Here is a 16295-nt window from a genome sequence, read left to right on the forward strand (position 1 = left end):
AAATATACCTAAAATAAAAGTTTTAAGGAACCAATTTAATATTCGGTTTTGGAGCCGGTTTCATTCCTGTACCCATATAAAAACTGGTGTGTGGCGGCTGGTTGTAGCCAACGTTTTGCCAGGCAATGGCCAGTCGGTATTGCGAATCGTGCATCAGGGTATATTGCCTGATAGTCGTAGGAATCGTAGTGGAATAAATACGCAGTTCGCTATTGTCTTCACTTCTTAAAATGAGTTCTTCTCTCCAGTCTCCTAAAATATCAGCAGAAAGGGCAGGAGTCGATTTGGTTCCATTGTTAGAACGCGCTCCTTCGGCGGTAAACAGTCGTCCTTTTCCGTATTTGTCAATATAATTGGAGTTCAGGATTTCCCTTGAAGCATCGCCATCCCAATAAATGACAAAGTTAGCGGCCCGTGGAGCATCTCCAATACGATTTCCTTTGATGTCATACAAACCTCTTGAGCCTGACCACCACATTTGCGCGCCAATTCTACTAGAATCAATATTATCAGCAACACCTCTTCCTACATCTTCATTAGGAGCAGCGGTAAACAAAACTTTTCCATTGGCAGCTGAAAATAGCGCCACTCCAGGTCCTGTAGTTCCTTCTTCAATTTCATGAACGCCAAAAACTTCCTGACCCGGAATTTCAGGGTCTAAATCGCTTACGTGAAGCGCATCACCATGTCTGAATCTTGTAGTGTACAGCCCTTTTCCATCGTTATCAACCACCATCGATCCATAAACAATTTCGTCTTTTCCGTCATTATTCACATCGGCAACCGAGAGTCCGTGATTTCCCATTCCTGAAAACGGATTGTTCCCGTCTTTGCTGTCGAAAACCCATCTTGAAGCCAGTTTTTTATCTTTAAAATCCCAGGCTGCCATCACAATACGGCCGTAATACCCACGACACATGACCACGCTTGGATGCACGCCGTCCAAATAGGCAATGCAGGCCGTAAAACGATCGACTCTGTTTCCAGTTCGGTCGTTTTTCCCGTTTCCGCCTTTTCCTCCCCATTTTCCAATATCTCCTCTTTCAGGAATATAAGGCACTGTGGTTACTATTTTTCCTGATTTTCCGTCAAAAACCGTCAGGTATTCTGGGCCTTGTAATATTTTACCGAAAGTAGGCGAGTTTTGATTGGTATCTCTCCAGTCTTTTGAGGCATCACCAACCACATTATTGGCGCTGTCAGTAGTTCCATCGGCGGTTTTACAAACAAACTCAGCTATACCGTCGCCATCCAAATCGTAAACCATAAACTGGGTATAATGGGCGCCTTCGCGGATGTTTTTACCCAAATTAATTTCCCATAAAAATTTCCCATCTAAAGTATAGGCCTGAAAAACGGGTGGATCTGTTAATCCTTTAAATGAATTGTCTGCTCCTTTTCCTGTCATGTGAACGATCAAATCATAACGGCCATCACCATCTAAATCTCCTACAGAACAATCGTTAGGAGAATATCCCGGAATAGTTTTTATAGGAATGGATAAATAATTTTTATCGGGACTATTGGCTGCGATGGTGAAACTGCCTTTGGCTTCTTTTTCGACTCCGTTCAAAACCGTTTTTACAAACCAGGTATTTTCTTCGGCAGGATTGGCTTTTTCATCAATTAGATTGGTAGCTCCGGTGATGGGTTTGTCGTTGACAAGAATGGCTTTGTTGTTTCCGCTTTTTCGATACAAATTAAAAGCTAAATGATCAGCATCGGAGCCTAAAACGCGCCAGCTAATATAAAAATGACCTTTTTCTTTTACTGCAATCAATCCTCTGTCAAGGGATTCCATTTGCCTTTGGGCGAATAATAAAGAACAGGATAGTTGAAAAGCGAGTAGTATTAGAAGTTTTTTATTCCAGGTGTTTTTCATGGTTGAGGGTTGGTTTGGTTATAAAGATGCTTTTAGTTATCAATTTTTATACCATTAGACTGTAAAAAAGTGAAGATGTTTAACGTGTTAGGGGCTTTTTTGTTAAAAAAAAATCCTGAGAATTAATAACTCTCAGGATTTAGATTATCAAAAACGTCAGTTCGAGTGTTTTTTGCGTAATGTAATGAAGCAAAAAATGTATCGAGAACGGTTTTTGATGATAAATTTTCTTGTTCTTTATACTATTTCCTCAGTAAAATCAATACCAATGATGTTTTTACTAAAAATGGTTCTCGATACAAATTTTCTGAAAAAGCTATTCGCATTTTCTGAAAATTCACTCGAACTGACGAAGATTTAGAATCAAAAAACAATTTCACTTAACGGGTTATTAAAACATTTTTTCAAGACCTTCCCATTTTACATTCCATTTTCCATCTTTTGGGAAACCCGGATTCTTTTCGGTAGTCCCGTCCCATCCGGCACACATCATGGCAACGGCTGTAAGAACTCCTCCGTTTCCTGGCAAATAAATAGGCAAACGACCTTCCTGATAATTGTGTCCGTTAACTAAATAGGTATTGGTTTGTACATTCATAAACAAGGCGTCAACCGCTTTTTCAGGCATTCCTAAACGAGCTGCGGTCATCGCTGTCATTGGGAAATCCCAACCCCAGGTTTCTTTCCATGACCAAGTTTTCCAAATCAAATCGAAGGTGTTTTTCATGATGGTTTTGTCCAATAAGGTCGTTTCAGGCAACATACCATAAGTTCCAAAAACAGAAGGATGATCGGTTTTGTATTCCGGATTGGTATACGAATCCGTTGCGCTTTCGGTAGCTAAATACACATTGTCCTGAACAGGCAATTTTGATAACTGAGCTACCACATCTTTCCATTTGGCAACTTCCGGTTCGCCAACACGTTTTTTCCATTCTAAAGCGGTGTTTAATGCCCAATTCCAATAAGCCAATTCGTAAGTAGGATTAAAAGTTTCATCGGCTTTAAAACGTTCCTGTGCCGGAATTACTCCGGGACCCAGAATGTATCTTTTTTTCTCATTGTCGTAATAAGCAAAAGAAGCCATGAAATCGGCAGTGGCAAAAACGCGTTTTTTGTATAAATCCAAAGTCGCTTTGTCTTTATGGTCGCGATACATCAATTCGGCATAAGTAATGAAATGCGGCTGTTGCCAAATCAACAATGCCCCAATTGAAGAAGGCGCTTCGTTACCATCCGGATCGGTCATTTTTTGCCATCTTACCCCATCATAACCCTGTCTTACGGCAATTTTTTTGGCATTATCATAAACTTTGTTGTACCAAGGAAGGCTTTTTTCTAAAAGTGCAGCTCTTCCCCAAAGCGGATAATGAACGCCATGCCACCAGTGCATTTCGAGGTGTGGTTTGCCGTACCAGCTGTTGTAAGTTAAACCTGTTTCCTGCGGCGGTTCATTTCCGGCACATTGCAATTTGGTTAGATATTGTGATAAAATGACTCTGCGTTCCAATTCGAAAGCACGGCTGTCGGTACATTTTGAAAAATCAACGGCAGCTCCGCTTTTCCAGAATTTCTCCCATCCGTTAACACTGCTGGATTGGATTGCAGCCACATCAGGAGTTTGTATTTTGCCTTTGTATGCCGGAGCAAATTCGCAGCTGAATTCAAATTGCTTGTCTTTTGGAGTAACGATATAATAATGCGCTTCTTTTTGAGCAATAGCAGCGTTTCCTTTCCATTTCAGACCAATATTGTAGGTGATAGAATCCATTTTGTGCTTGATAATGGCTTCGTTTTTTCCGTTGTTTGAAAGCGTGCTGGTATAAGCTAAATCGGCTTTCCACAAGTTTCCATTGTCGCCCCATTTCATTGTTGGGAACGGAATGCGTAAGCGGATTTTCAATTGTCCTTTTTTAATTAAATCCGAAACTACTTTTACTCCAATAGCATCCTTTTCCTGGTGCGAAGCAGTCCAAACCGTTACAGGGCTTCCGTCAAAAGTAAAAGAACTTTCAATTACTCCCGTCCAGACATTCAAAGTTTGTTTGATGTTCTTAATATCCGAAGGCTGAGCCAGCGAACCATCTTTTTTATAGAATTCAAATCCTAAATTCCCTAATTGCAGGCGGTGAGCATTGGCACGAAAATATTCTACAGCATTTTTAACTTGTTCGGTAGATTTTTGTTGAACTGCATAAGAAACCTGTCTTCCGTTTTGCTGAAAATTTTTTAAGCTTTCTTCAAATTTATAATTTTCAGTATTCGGAACAGCATCCCATCCCCATTCCGACTGGGTTCCCAGTGGCACACCTGCCTGATAATAATCCGGGAATGTTTGTAATCCTGTAGCATCAACGGTGAAGGCGAAAGTTCCGTTTCCAACAGATAAAGAACCCAAAGTGTCAATTTTGGTGATATTGACATTGTGTCTTGTTACCAATGCTTTTCGGTCTATTTTTTCCTGTGCTTTTGCTGTGGTTAGTAGCAGGTATACAGAGAGGCTGATTAATAATTTTTTCATGTTAATTTCTGTTTAAAGTTAGGCTCATTAGTCCAATAAGTACTTCATTGGCAATGGCTTTTATTTCTATGCTTTTTAGGTTTTTATTTTGATCCAATGGAATATCAATAATTGTTCCGGCTCCGCCTTCGACCCCAAAATCACTGAAACCTTTTATCGATTTAAAATCCTTAAAGTCTCTGCTAATCGTTCCTGTTTTTAGATAGACTCTTGGTGGTTTTTGAGCATTGGTGGTAAAAGCATAGCCATCGGTATAAAAATCCTGTTCGATAGGCCACCAGTTTTCCGGATTCTTCAGTTCCAGTTTCTCGCTGCTGCCGTCGGTGTAAATTATAATTATTTCGCCATTGGTAAAACGACTTTGCATTGGATTAGTGGTTCCCGCCACCATTAAATAAGCGTGAGAGGCTTTTCCCGAAAGGGGAATGGCAACTGATTTAGGGAAATTATCCCATTGCGAAACAAAGGCAATATTTTTTTTATCAGCATTCGAAGGCGTAGAGAAAGGAACTCCTTGCGGACTACTAATTTGATTGTTTGTTCCTGCTTTTGCTCTGAGTCCGGCATCATCAATTAGAGGTTTTACAAGAGGATAACACCAGTTGCCAATGCCCTGAGTAGGGATTTGAAGACTTGGCGATTGCGCTCTCGGGCTGAGGTATTTGTTTTCGAAAATATTCGTGACTTTGTCATTGAAATAGCCATCCAGTTTTACAGTCTCCCAGTTTGTTTTTGAATTGGCTTGAATGTCCCAGTTGGTGAAATTTAATTTTGTTTTGGAACCATCTTCAGCAGTTATTTCAACAGCATTTGTTCCCGAAACTAATTGTGTCAAAGGGATTTCAATATTGTTTTCTGAGTTCGCTTTTAAACTGATTTTAATGCTGTTTGCTTTTTGATTCGAAATAAGTAATCCATTTATTGCTTTTGATGAATTGTTTTTGATGGTTACAACTGCATTTTCTCCTTTTATCGAAGTCGAAATGATTTCAAATTTTGGAGTAATATTGATATCAATTGCCTGCCACCAAATCAATTCTTTTTGTTTTAGTTTTACAAAGAAAGATTTGCTGCCCAAATTATTTGCTACAGCATTGATTTCGTTATTGCTTAAAACAACTTTTGATAAAGCGTTTTGAGTATCTTTTATTTCTAAAATGGTAGCTTTATTAGTTGTGATTTTCATGTTTTCGCCTTCGCAAATGGTGGAAACCGCAGTTGGTTGTTCTAAAAGTTCATTGCTCCAAACGATTTCAACCCTATACGAATCGGCATATTGATTTTCGATACTGATTTTTGGACTTCCAACAGTTCCATCAATCATTTTCCAAGAGACTTCTTTACCGTTAACCGTCACTTTACTGATACTTTCATGAGTAGCATTGACCAATAATTGCAGATTCATTTTTGTTGCAAAATGAGGTTTGATTTGATAAACATCGGTGTTTGTTGTTCTTTCGAAAGCAAAAGCCACATCCGGAATTTCAAGCGAAGCATGATCCCATGATTTTGGTAAACCGGGCTGAATCGTTAAGGTGTTTTTAAGTGCATCAGGTTGAATCCCGAAAAGTCCTTCTACTAAAGTTCGTCCTGCCATTCCAACAGGATCGGCAAAGTCGCGATACAATTCGCCACGAATGGCATCCTGAAACAACAATTGTTCAAAACCACCCGGCGAAGCCCCCAGATAGATGCTTTCGATTAAGCCACTTTCCCAAAGTCGGTACGCTTTTTCGCTTTGTCCACCCTGCCAGTAGGCTAGGGAAGTGTGCAAAATTTCAGCCAGCGCCACATTGTTCAGCGACCAGGTATAAGGCTGCCAGTTGGTGGTGGATACTATTTCGAGATTCTTTTTGTCTAAACCTTCGGCAGCAACCGGGATATGCGGGATGTCGGTATCTACATAGCGCAAGGCTTGGTAAGCTTGAAAAGGATTCGCGATTTCACTGTCTAAGGCATGATAAATCGTCCAGATTGCAGGCGTATCATGGGTGAGTTGGTTGCCCAAAAGGTCTTTGTATTCGGCAAAAGTACCTTTGTTGTTCTTCCATAATTTTTGCTGAATTGCCTGATGAATGTGAGCCGCTTCTTTGGCGTAAGCCGAACCATCTTCGCTAATAATCTTTGCTAATTCCGCTACCATTTTATTGGCATAATAATTATAAGCCGATGTATGAGTCACACCGCCACCGCTGTATTGCAGGGCATCACTGGCCCAGATCGCTGCATAGGCATCATAGAGTCCGTCGCCATCCACATCGTAATTTCTTTTTTCCCAAGCCAGATGCCTTTTGATAACAGGCCACATTTTTTTTAGGAAAACTACATCTCCCGTCCATTTAAAATGACGGATTAACTGGTCTATAAAAACCAAATTCATATCATAATGATGCGCTATTTTGTTGTTGTTAGGATTGCGGCTGATGTAACCGCTACTGAACATAGAAGTGCCTATTTTTTCCAGTTGGCGCGCATAATTTCTAGTCGTATCAGGAACTACAGGACCAGATTCTGGTTCGGTAACCTGTGAGTTTCCATAGCTTTCAAAATGGGTTTTGGCTCTGTCATGCCAGCCTAAAGGATCGGCAACATAGGCGCCACGCCAGGCGTTTAAATACATGCGCCAGGCCACAGCCCCATGTAAATAAGCGGGATTTTCCCAGATGGCATCGGCAGCCATGGCTAATGCGCCGCCCAAAGTATTGATGTAAGGATCGGGTGTATTTACTTTTATTCGGTTTGCCAAAACTTCGCTTTGAACAATGGCTTTTTTGAATCTTTCGGCTACTATTTGTTGGCTGTTATTTTCAATTTTAGCAGTGTTTTCGAATAACCAATAATTTCCTTCTTTCGAAAATTGGTTCAGTTGGCCAATAATCATTGGAACCGAATCTGCTTTCGAATTATAGTTTTCTAATGGTGTTTTTAGGAAATTGGCACTAGCCAAATGTACTTTCGAATCCGGAAAAACAGCGTTGATTAACTGCGTGTTTTCAGTCGCTTTTTTACTGCTCGCTGAACCATAAGAAACACTAAAGCTGTTTTTGTTAATCTGATATTGATTGTTGACGCAATATTCCGGTTGTAAATAAAAAACGGATTCAGGATCGCCGCCAATGTCACCGTTTCGGAAGAATTTTTTACCGCTTGCACCACCGTAAGCCCATATTAGGGAAGTGTTTTTAGGTATATTATCTCCGATAACTTTCAGAATAAAACCATCACTATCCGCCAGAGCGACAATTTGAATGGTTAAAGTCGCATTGGCAAGTAAAGCATCTTTTATTACATACTCAACTGTTCCGGGAGTGTATTTGGTGTTTATTTTATCGGCTTCGGTAATCCATTTGCTGTTTTTTCCATTGACTAAACCCAATTTGAAATTCCCTCCCATACCCGGCATGTACATAGCAAATTCAGGCAAATCACCGGCTTCGACTCTAAAAGCAGTGTTGGTTCCGTACAAGGCACGGTTGAATTTTCGGGTTCCGTTTTGTAGAACAAAACTTTTGCCTTCAGGTGTATAATGGATTTTTCGCTTTTCTCCATGCCATAAATTCTGACTTTGTGCAATCAGATTAGATATAGAAAAAGAAAGCAGTAGCAGGGAAATAGCGGTTTTGGATTTCATTATAGAATGATAATTTTTTGCCACGAATTACTTCGTTTATTCGCGATCGCTCGGGTCACGAATTTTATTAGTTATTTATTATCGCTTTTATTTCACGAATTTTATTTTAATTAGTGAAATGATAATAGATAAACCTCAATAATTAAATTAGTGAATTCGTGTCTCTATTTTACGTGTTACTTTTTAGTAGTGGTTACAGCTTTTGAAAAATCTACATTCTTTGAATTTTCAATTTTTAGTGTCGAATTATCTAAAGCATTTATAGTTACATCGTCTAAAATCCAATTGCTGCTGTAGGCAATGTTTCCTGCAGTTTCGGCTGTAATATGGACATTTTTAAGAGTGATGTTTTCGACAATAGATTCCTTTAATCCTGCAACCGATATAGCTTTTTTAGCTCCTTTGATGTCAATGTTTTTTAAGTAAATATTTCTAAAAACAGGAATTCCTTTGGAGGCGGGTTCTACTTTAGTGAGCATCTTTTTCCAATGTATTGGTAAAGTTTCTTCGGTATAACCAGCCGGAAGTTTGGAGTAGCTATAAGCCGGATTCCAGTTCATCGAAACAGTGATAAAAGTACCTACGCTTTCCATTTTGATGTTTTCCATATAAACATCTTCTACAGTTCCGCCTCGATTGGTGGCCGATTTGATATTTAATCCGTTTTTAGTTCCGTATCCCTGAATGTTGGAAGCATAAACGTGGCGAATACTTCCGGAAGTTTCACTTCCCAGAGTAAATAAACCGGCTCCCTGACGGGCAATACAATTGCGTACCACCACATATTCGGTTGGTTTGTTTACACGCAATCCATCCCAATCACGACCTGCTTTCAGGCAGAAATTATCATCATTGCAATCAATATCACAGTTTTGAACCAATATCCATCTTGACGAATCGATATCCACTCCGTCGGTGCTTGGGCCATGCCCGCCAATATTGTTTCTTATTTTGATGCCATCAAAGGTAATGTATTCTGAATATAAAACCTGCACGGTCCAGAATCCTGCTCTTTGGATGTTTACATCTTTAAGAAAAATGTTTTTAGAATTAGTAATTAAAATGGTTCTGGGACGTTTGGCATCATAATCTACAATCCATCGCAAGTCTTTGGCTTCGTATTCTTTGCGTAAATTCCAGTAATAATCCCAGTGTACCTTTCCTTGTCCATCGATAGTACCTTCGCCATCAATAGTTACATTTTTTTGATCTAGTACGTTGATTAGAGCAGCAGGCCATTTCATTTCAATTCCGGCAACACGGGTATCAATTTCCAGATAATCGGCAATGTTTTCACTGCCTAAAATAGTGACAGCTTTTGGTACATAAAAATGCACTCCTTCTTTGATGAATAATGAACCCGTTAAGTAATTTCCGGGTTTGAAAGTAATCGTACCGCCACCATTTTTACTACACTCATCTATGGCTTTTTGGATGTTTTCAGTCGAAAGTGTTTTGCCATCATTTAATGCTCCAAAATCGTTCGCATAATAGGTTTTAGCTTTAAAAGCATTTTCTTTTGCACCTACTTTGTTGATCCAATTCGGTTCAAAAGTAGCCGAACGATTGCTTGTCTGAGTTGTTCCTTTGCAGGAAAGCAATACAAGAAAAATGGTGCTAATATACAGATAGTAGTTTTTCATTTCAGATGGTTTAGACTTCTAAAATCATTAATTACCGTTTAATCGCTATCCTGTACTTGCCTGATTTTAAAAGGAAATTGTATGGACTGATAAAAAAGAGATAGTTTTGGATAATTTCGATTTATTCTCCTCCTAAATTCACTTCTTTTGCATCCTTGTTGAATTGCTCTTTCAGCTTGTTTTTTAGATTTTCGGCTAGTTTTTCATGTTGTTGAAATACATTTTGTTTTTCTTCAGGATCTTTTTCGATATTATAAAGTTCGAAAACGGTTGGCGCATTTTTATGTCTGGTTCTTATTAATTTCCAGGGTTTTTCAGTAATGCTTTCCTGCAAATGTCCTCTAATGTAAATTTGCTGATTTGGGATGGAATCTTTGGAGATAATCGAATTCCAAATGTTTTTTCCTTCTACAGTTTCAGGAATAGATTTGGCTCCGGCCAAGGTTAAAATGGTTGGCATTAAATCGCTTACGGAGATGTAGTTTTTATTTAAAGAAGCATTGATTTTGTTTTTCCAATAGATGATTGCAGGTACTCTTACAGCGCCTTCGTAGTTAGTGGTTTTCCAGTCGCGCAATGGGAAATTGCTTCCTAAAACGTCATTTGCAGCATGTCTTCCTTGGTATTGATTTCCCGGAATCCATTTGTCCATAGCACCATTATCACTCATGAAAATCACAACAGTATTTTGGTCTAAATGCTGTTGTTTTAAGGTTTTTAATATTTGTCCAATGCTATAATCCAAATGCGACATAGCAGCGGCATAGTCTCTTCGGGAATTATTTTTAATGGTTTTCAGATAAGGTTTTTTCCATTTTTCTTCTTCCTGTAAAGGAAAATGCGGAGCACTGTAACTCAATTGGATATAGAAATTCTTAGCAGGGTCTCTTTTGGTTTTTAACCAATTAATTGCCTCGTTTTCTATTAAATCAGTGACGTGTCCTTTTTCGGTAATAAATTGGCCGTTTCGGTGCCAACTGGGATCTCCGTTTTTGTATTCATGGCTGTATTGGTCTATTTGCCCATGTAAAAAGCCATAAGAATAATCAAATCCATAGACTTTAGGTCCGCTGGAAGGGTTTAATCCCAAATGCCATTTGCCAAACAAAGCCGTTTGGTAATTTTGCTTGTGTAGCGCTTGAGGAAGCGTAGTTACATTTGCCGGAAGGCTTAAATTACTTTTGTCACTTATTGGGGCAACAATTCCCATGCGGCTAGAAGGTCTTCCGGTAAAAAAACTCGCTCTGGATGGAGAACATGTAGGAGCAGTGTACAAACGGTTGAGTTGGGCTCCGTTTTTGGCAAGCCAGTCAATGTTTGGAGTATGTATTTCTGAGCCATTATAGCTCACATCATTCCAGCCTGCATCATCAGCGACAATAACCACAAAATTTGGTGTAATAGGTTTTTGAGTTGATTGACCAAAAGTTACAACCCATAAAAATAATACGGCTATGCTGCTGATGAAGTGGCTATTCATGAATGAGGTAAGATTTTTAAAATTATTTAGATGCTTTTAATTGTAAAGAACTGTCGTTGATTTCAAATTGGTTGTTTTTAAGCATTAAAATGATTTCTGAACCGGCTAAAATTACAGGTCCATAACCATGCGCAGCAAAAACATTGATAGGGCGGTAGTAGTAAAAAGCGGGATCAAAACCCATTCCGGTTCCTACGCAGGTTCCTTCAACTTCTCCTTTGTCGTTTACTTTTGTGGCTACTGCATTCCAGGCTAATAAGGCAGCAGGAGCATAAGCAGCCTTGTCAATATAGCCTCTGTTAATAGCGCGGGTGATTGAATAAGCATAAATAGCAGTTGCCGAAGTTTCCAAATAAGTATCGTTACGGTCAATTAACTGATGCCAGAAACCGGTTCCATCCTGATAAGCAACCAGTCCTTTGATGTGTGCTCTTAATTGGTTTAAAACCATGTTGTATCCCGGATGGTCTTTTGGTAAAACTTCTAATAGTTCCACCATCGTCATTACTGCCCAGCCATTGGCGCGAGCCCAATGAAATTGCGGATGTTCCTCTATTGATTGTACCCATCCGTGCATGTATAAGTTTTTTTGGCTGTTGAACATACGCTCAGAGAATTGTTTTACCTGTTTTACGGCATCGTCATAATATTTTACATCTCCAGTCAATTTACCCATTTGTGCCAAAGCAGGAACTGCCATAAACATGTCATCCAACCACAAAGTATTAGGTTGCGGTCTGTTTCTTGCCAAAGTTCCATCAGTTAGGCGAAATTCTTTAGTGCTGATGTAGTCCATGAAATGATCAATTAATGGTCTAAGGTCGGTTTTTGATCCTGCTCTTTGTGCTTTAATCATCGAGGCAGTAACGGCTCCGCCATCGTCCAAAGCGTGTGGTATTAAGAAACCGTGTACCGGAGAAGGAAATTTACTGTTTTTAGCAAGCTCTTTTTTGTAATAAGGAGCAATGTCGGCGATTAGTTTTAATCTTTTATTCGTGTAATCGGCATATTTTTGATCTCCTGTGGCTTCAGTTGCAAGAAGCATTCCCGCATAAGTTACTCCCCATTCGTAGCTGGTTAATCTAAAGGTTCCTGGAGCAAATACGGTATTTTCGTTCAGTTTTTTTAAATCGGTAATTTCCTGTTTGGTTTTATTGTCTATCAGGCCAGCCGGAGTTGTTTTTTCAAGAAAATTATAAATTCTATCGATGGTAGCTTTGATTTCCTGAGTCGATTTTGCTCCATAAGGTGTAGGATAATCGGGTTGTAAAAGATGTAAAGGCGCGGTAACATCGTTTGCAGGTTGCTGAGCGTTTACAAGAGTTGGTATTGCCATTATGGCTGCCGCAACTCCGATTTTAATTCCGGTTGTGAATGGTTTGGTTTTCATTTTGGTTTGGTATTATATTAATGGTTTGTTAGTGCGTTTTTTATTTTACTGCAACATCCCAAACTTTTGATAGTTGGGACGTCCCTTTTGGTCCTTTGATGTTTAAAATTACAACATATTTTCCGGCTTCTTTGTATTGATGAATCGGATTTTGTTCAGTTGAAGTTGTTCCGTCACCAAAATCCCAATTCCAGGAGTTAACTTCGCCATCAGATTCATCAACGAAAGCGACTTCTCTTTTTGGCATATTCACAACCTTAAAAGACCATTTGGCTTCAATTTCTTTTTTGAATTGGTTTTCCAAAGGCATCAGTTTAAAAGGCAGGCTGTAAGAAGCATTTCCATACATTTTGTGTTCTTTTGAAAGATTCCAAAAACCATTGTTTTCTGTTTTGTTTACATCATCATAATCGATTATTGCCCAGCAAAGCCCGATGTTTTTATTTTCTTCCAAGATGGATTCGATTGCTCTTGAAGGATCGTTTCCTGCATAATCAAAAGGAGTGATCCAGAATTCCAAGGTTAATTTTCCACTTTGACCCGGTTTAAAATTATAATGGTAAGAAACATTGGCATAAGGAAGTTTTTTAATCCAAGGTTGACTACCCCAAACCATCGTCCAGTCTTTCTCTAATGCTGGAGTGAAAATATGGTAGTTTTGAGCATGCACTCCGTGGTAGGAGAAAAAGGCTTCCATTGTATTTGTTAGACTTGGATTGGGGTGAAAACGGTCAATAAAAGGGCCTCCTGATTGGTCCGCATCAACTATCAATTCAAAAGTATCGTTGTGTAAACCCGGTAATGAAAAATCCCAATAATCATCATAAGCTTCATAAAGAAAATACAAACGATTGAGCCCTTTTACCCAGCCTACTTTTACGCTAACATCCAGGTTTTTTGGGTTGGCTTTGGGTTGTTTACCGCTATCGTCCCATAATTGATCCATTCCCACCACATAATTTTTAGGTACCATTTTCCAGTCTTCACTATTCCCGTCTATCGTAGGGATTTTATTGGCAGGAAATTGAAATACTTGAAATTGTCTGTTTTCTTGAGAGTAGTTGAGTTGAGTTAGGAAAGTTATTACTATAAACGAAAAGCTGTACTTTGCTTTAAAGCTAAAATTGAAAATTGATTTGAATTTAAAAAGCATTGTATGAAGGTTTTTGTTCTGACGGTATTTAGTTAAAAAAGCCCCAACAAAGGTTAGGGCTTAAAACTAAAAACTCACTTTTAAAACTAAACTAAAAACTAAATTATAAATGTATCCTTTTGGATATTATTTCCGTGTTTACAATAATTTTTTTGAATTTAATAAAAAAATGCTACAATTTTTTTATATCTTATTGTTAGTTCAATATTAAAGTAAATATTTTATATAAGAATCCTGTACTATCCTGTTTTTTTAAAAAAAAATATAAAGTGATTACAAAGATTCTCTTATGATTAATTTTGTTGGGATATAAAGTTGTATAGATTCGTCCTTTGTGATGAATTCGGCAGCCTTTTTACCTAATTCTTCAAAATCAGTCGTGATGACCGAAATTCCTTTGTAGATGAATTTTTTCATCGGAGTGTCATTATAAGACAAGAAACCTACATCTTTACCCGGTTCTAAACTCTTTTCTCTGCATTGTTCTAAAAAGTTTCCTAAGATACGGTCGCTAACACTGATATAAGCAGTGTTTTTTTGAATTGTGAATTCTTTAGGATTGGTTATTATTTTGTGCGGTAAATTGTAATCGGAACAAAATTTTTTAAAGTAAACAATAGTTTCTTTTGGGTGGTTTGTAAATGAAGGGTATACAAAATGGAGTTCTTTGTATTTCCTAAATAGACCAATGCCTTCTTTTATAGCTTCGTAGAATGATTTCCCAAAATCCTGAAAAATATAGTTGTTTTTGGTTTTTGAATGGATGTTCCAGTCTATTAATAATAATTTATCGTTTGAAATAATGGAAAGAGTAGGTGATACTTCTTTGTTGTCAAATGTCATTACAATATATTTGAAGTATTTGCCAACACTATTATTTATTATTGTTTTGAAATTGTCAATGTTGTAATGGTGAAATTGGATATCTACAATGATATTATCAGATATATTATTGACAAAAGAGTGGTAAAGAACCTCCTTATAGGCTTTGAAAGTGTCTAAAACTAAAAGGACTTTACGGGTTTCTCCAAGGACAAAATAGCCTTTGTTAGGAACGGAGTCAATAATTTTTTGCTCTTTTAATAATGAATAGGCTTTAAATACGGTGTCTCGCGAAAGTTGGTGTTCTTTACAAATGCTGTTTACTGAAGGAAGTTGAGCTCCTTTGTCCAAAATGTTTTCGGAGATAGCATTGTTGATTGAATTGATAAGTTGTTGGTATTTTGGGATATCGCTTTCGTGATTGATATTGAAAGTAAATTTGTTTTCCATTTTTAAAATCTGTTCCTAGTTGTAAATATATGATTTTATTTTATTTATGGTTAACAGATTTTTTTATCCCAAAATAGTAAGGACTCCTTTTATGATAAAATAGGAGTCCTTATTTACTTATTTAACCCGTTGGGTGAAATTAGTTTTTGATGGTGATTTTTCGTCAGTTCGAGTGATTTTCGGTAGAAAATCGTATCGAGAACAAGAAAGATTTTATTAAAAACGGTTCTCGATACATTTTTTGTTTCGTTTCACTACACAAAAAACACTCGAACTGACGTTTTTAATAATTTCACCCAACGGGTTTATTTAATTAAATTCTAAACTGAATGGAATTAAAAAATCTAATTTGAAATTAAAAATAGATGTTCTTAAAAGCCAATACTGTTTCCGCCATCAACTGGCAATACCGTTCCGGTAACATACTTGGATTCGGCTGTTGCAAAGAAGTATGCTGCATCGCCTATGTCTTCAGGTTCTCCTAAAAAGCCCATAGGAGTTCTTCCTAATACTTTGTTTTTTCGTTCTGGATCATTGTCTAAGGCTGCTGCTGACATTTTTGTTTTAATAAATCCTGGGGCTATACAGTTTACACGAATGCCAAAAGGGGCAAGTTCAACGGCCATGGCTCTTGTCATAGATTCGATCGCTCCTTTGCTGGAAGAATATGCAATCACTTTTGGTATTCCATATTGAGAAGCCATTGAGCTGATGTTGATAATGCTGCCACCATTATTTGTTTTCATGTTTTTAACAACTTCTCTGCTAATCGCAAAAACGCTCAGTAGATTAGTGTGGATGACAGAAAGGAAATCTTCATCAGTAACTTCTGTGAATTCTTTTTTCAAATTAATTCCAGCGTTGTTTACTAAAATATCTATTGGGGCTTCTTTTGTTAGTTCAGCGATCAAAGCAGGAATGTTTTTTAGATCATTCAAGTCGTAAATTACTGGAATTGCATTGGGGCCAATTTCTTTGCAAGCGGCTTCTGTTTTTTCCTGAGTTCTTCCTATGATATAGGTTTTGATTCCGTTATCACATAATTTTTTTGCTGTTGAAAATCCAAGGCCCGAATTTCCGCCTGTGACTATAGCTGTTTTAGTGTTCATGATAATATTGTTGAGGATGATTATTTATAATTTAAAAGATTTGATTTTAAAATCTTGGATTGTATTTTAAATATTAGGTGTACAAAATTAAGATGTTTTTTTAAGTTTTGATTTGTAAAATCAGAAGTGATTTATAAGTTAATTCTTTTTAAAGAAACTGGATTGGATGCAGGTTTGATTTCGAATTTATTAAATAACAGTTTTAAGGCGTTTT

At 37.8% G+C, this 16295-nt stretch carries 9 protein-coding genes; all 9 read right to left on the bottom strand.

The genetic code is table 11. The features are described from left to right. Positions 1-22: 22 nt before the first annotated feature. The 9 genes from AAEO59_RS07665 to AAEO59_RS07705 all read right to left on the bottom strand — a co-directional run bounded on the left by AAEO59_RS07665 (position 23) and on the right by AAEO59_RS07705 (position 16081). Positions 23-1801 (bottom strand): rhamnogalacturonan lyase, encoded by a 1779-nt coding sequence (locus AAEO59_RS07665; protein WP_341700147.1) that lies wholly within the window; start codon positions 1799-1801, stop codon positions 23-25. Positions 1802-2273: 472 nt separating this feature from the next. Then, complete coding sequence (locus AAEO59_RS07670; RefSeq protein WP_341700148.1) at positions 2274-4403, bottom strand: hypothetical protein; 2130 nt, start codon at positions 4401-4403, stop codon at positions 2274-2276. A 1-nt stretch (position 4404) separates the two neighbouring features. Beyond that, the gene (locus AAEO59_RS07675; protein ID WP_341700149.1) at positions 4405-8034 is read right to left on the bottom strand and encodes a DUF4450 domain-containing protein; all 3630 of its coding nucleotides are present in this window, start codon (positions 8032-8034) and stop codon (positions 4405-4407) included. 176 nt (positions 8035-8210) lie between these two features. Beyond that, positions 8211-9677 (bottom strand): glycoside hydrolase family 28 protein, encoded by a 1467-nt coding sequence (locus tag AAEO59_RS07680; protein WP_341700150.1) that lies wholly within the window; start codon positions 9675-9677, stop codon positions 8211-8213. A 121-nt stretch (positions 9678-9798) separates the two neighbouring features. Beyond that, positions 9799-11157, bottom strand: coding sequence for a sulfatase family protein (locus tag AAEO59_RS07685; RefSeq protein ID WP_341700151.1), 1359 nt, complete (start codon positions 11155-11157; stop codon positions 9799-9801). A 22-nt stretch (positions 11158-11179) separates the two neighbouring features. Continuing rightward, positions 11180-12547 carry a glycoside hydrolase family 88/105 protein gene (locus tag AAEO59_RS07690; RefSeq protein ID WP_341700152.1) on the bottom strand — a complete coding sequence of 456 codons (1368 nt, stop codon included), beginning with the start codon at positions 12545-12547 and terminating at the stop codon, positions 11180-11182. 40 nt (positions 12548-12587) lie between these two features. Then, positions 12588-13700, bottom strand: coding sequence for a PKD domain-containing protein (locus AAEO59_RS07695; RefSeq protein WP_341700153.1), 1113 nt, complete (start codon positions 13698-13700; stop codon positions 12588-12590). Positions 13701-13973: 273 nt separating this feature from the next. After that, the gene (locus tag AAEO59_RS07700; RefSeq protein ID WP_341700154.1) at positions 13974-14972 is read right to left on the bottom strand and encodes a GntR family transcriptional regulator; all 999 of its coding nucleotides are present in this window, start codon (positions 14970-14972) and stop codon (positions 13974-13976) included. A 371-nt stretch (positions 14973-15343) separates the two neighbouring features. Further along, positions 15344-16081: an SDR family NAD(P)-dependent oxidoreductase gene (locus AAEO59_RS07705; protein ID WP_341700155.1), complete on the bottom strand. Its 738-nt coding sequence runs from the start codon at positions 16079-16081 to the stop codon at positions 15344-15346. Positions 16082-16295: the final 214 nt, after the last annotated feature.

The organism is Flavobacterium flavipallidum (genome assembly GCF_038289905.1).
GTDB lineage: Bacteria > Bacteroidota > Bacteroidia > Flavobacteriales > Flavobacteriaceae > Flavobacterium > Flavobacterium flavipallidum.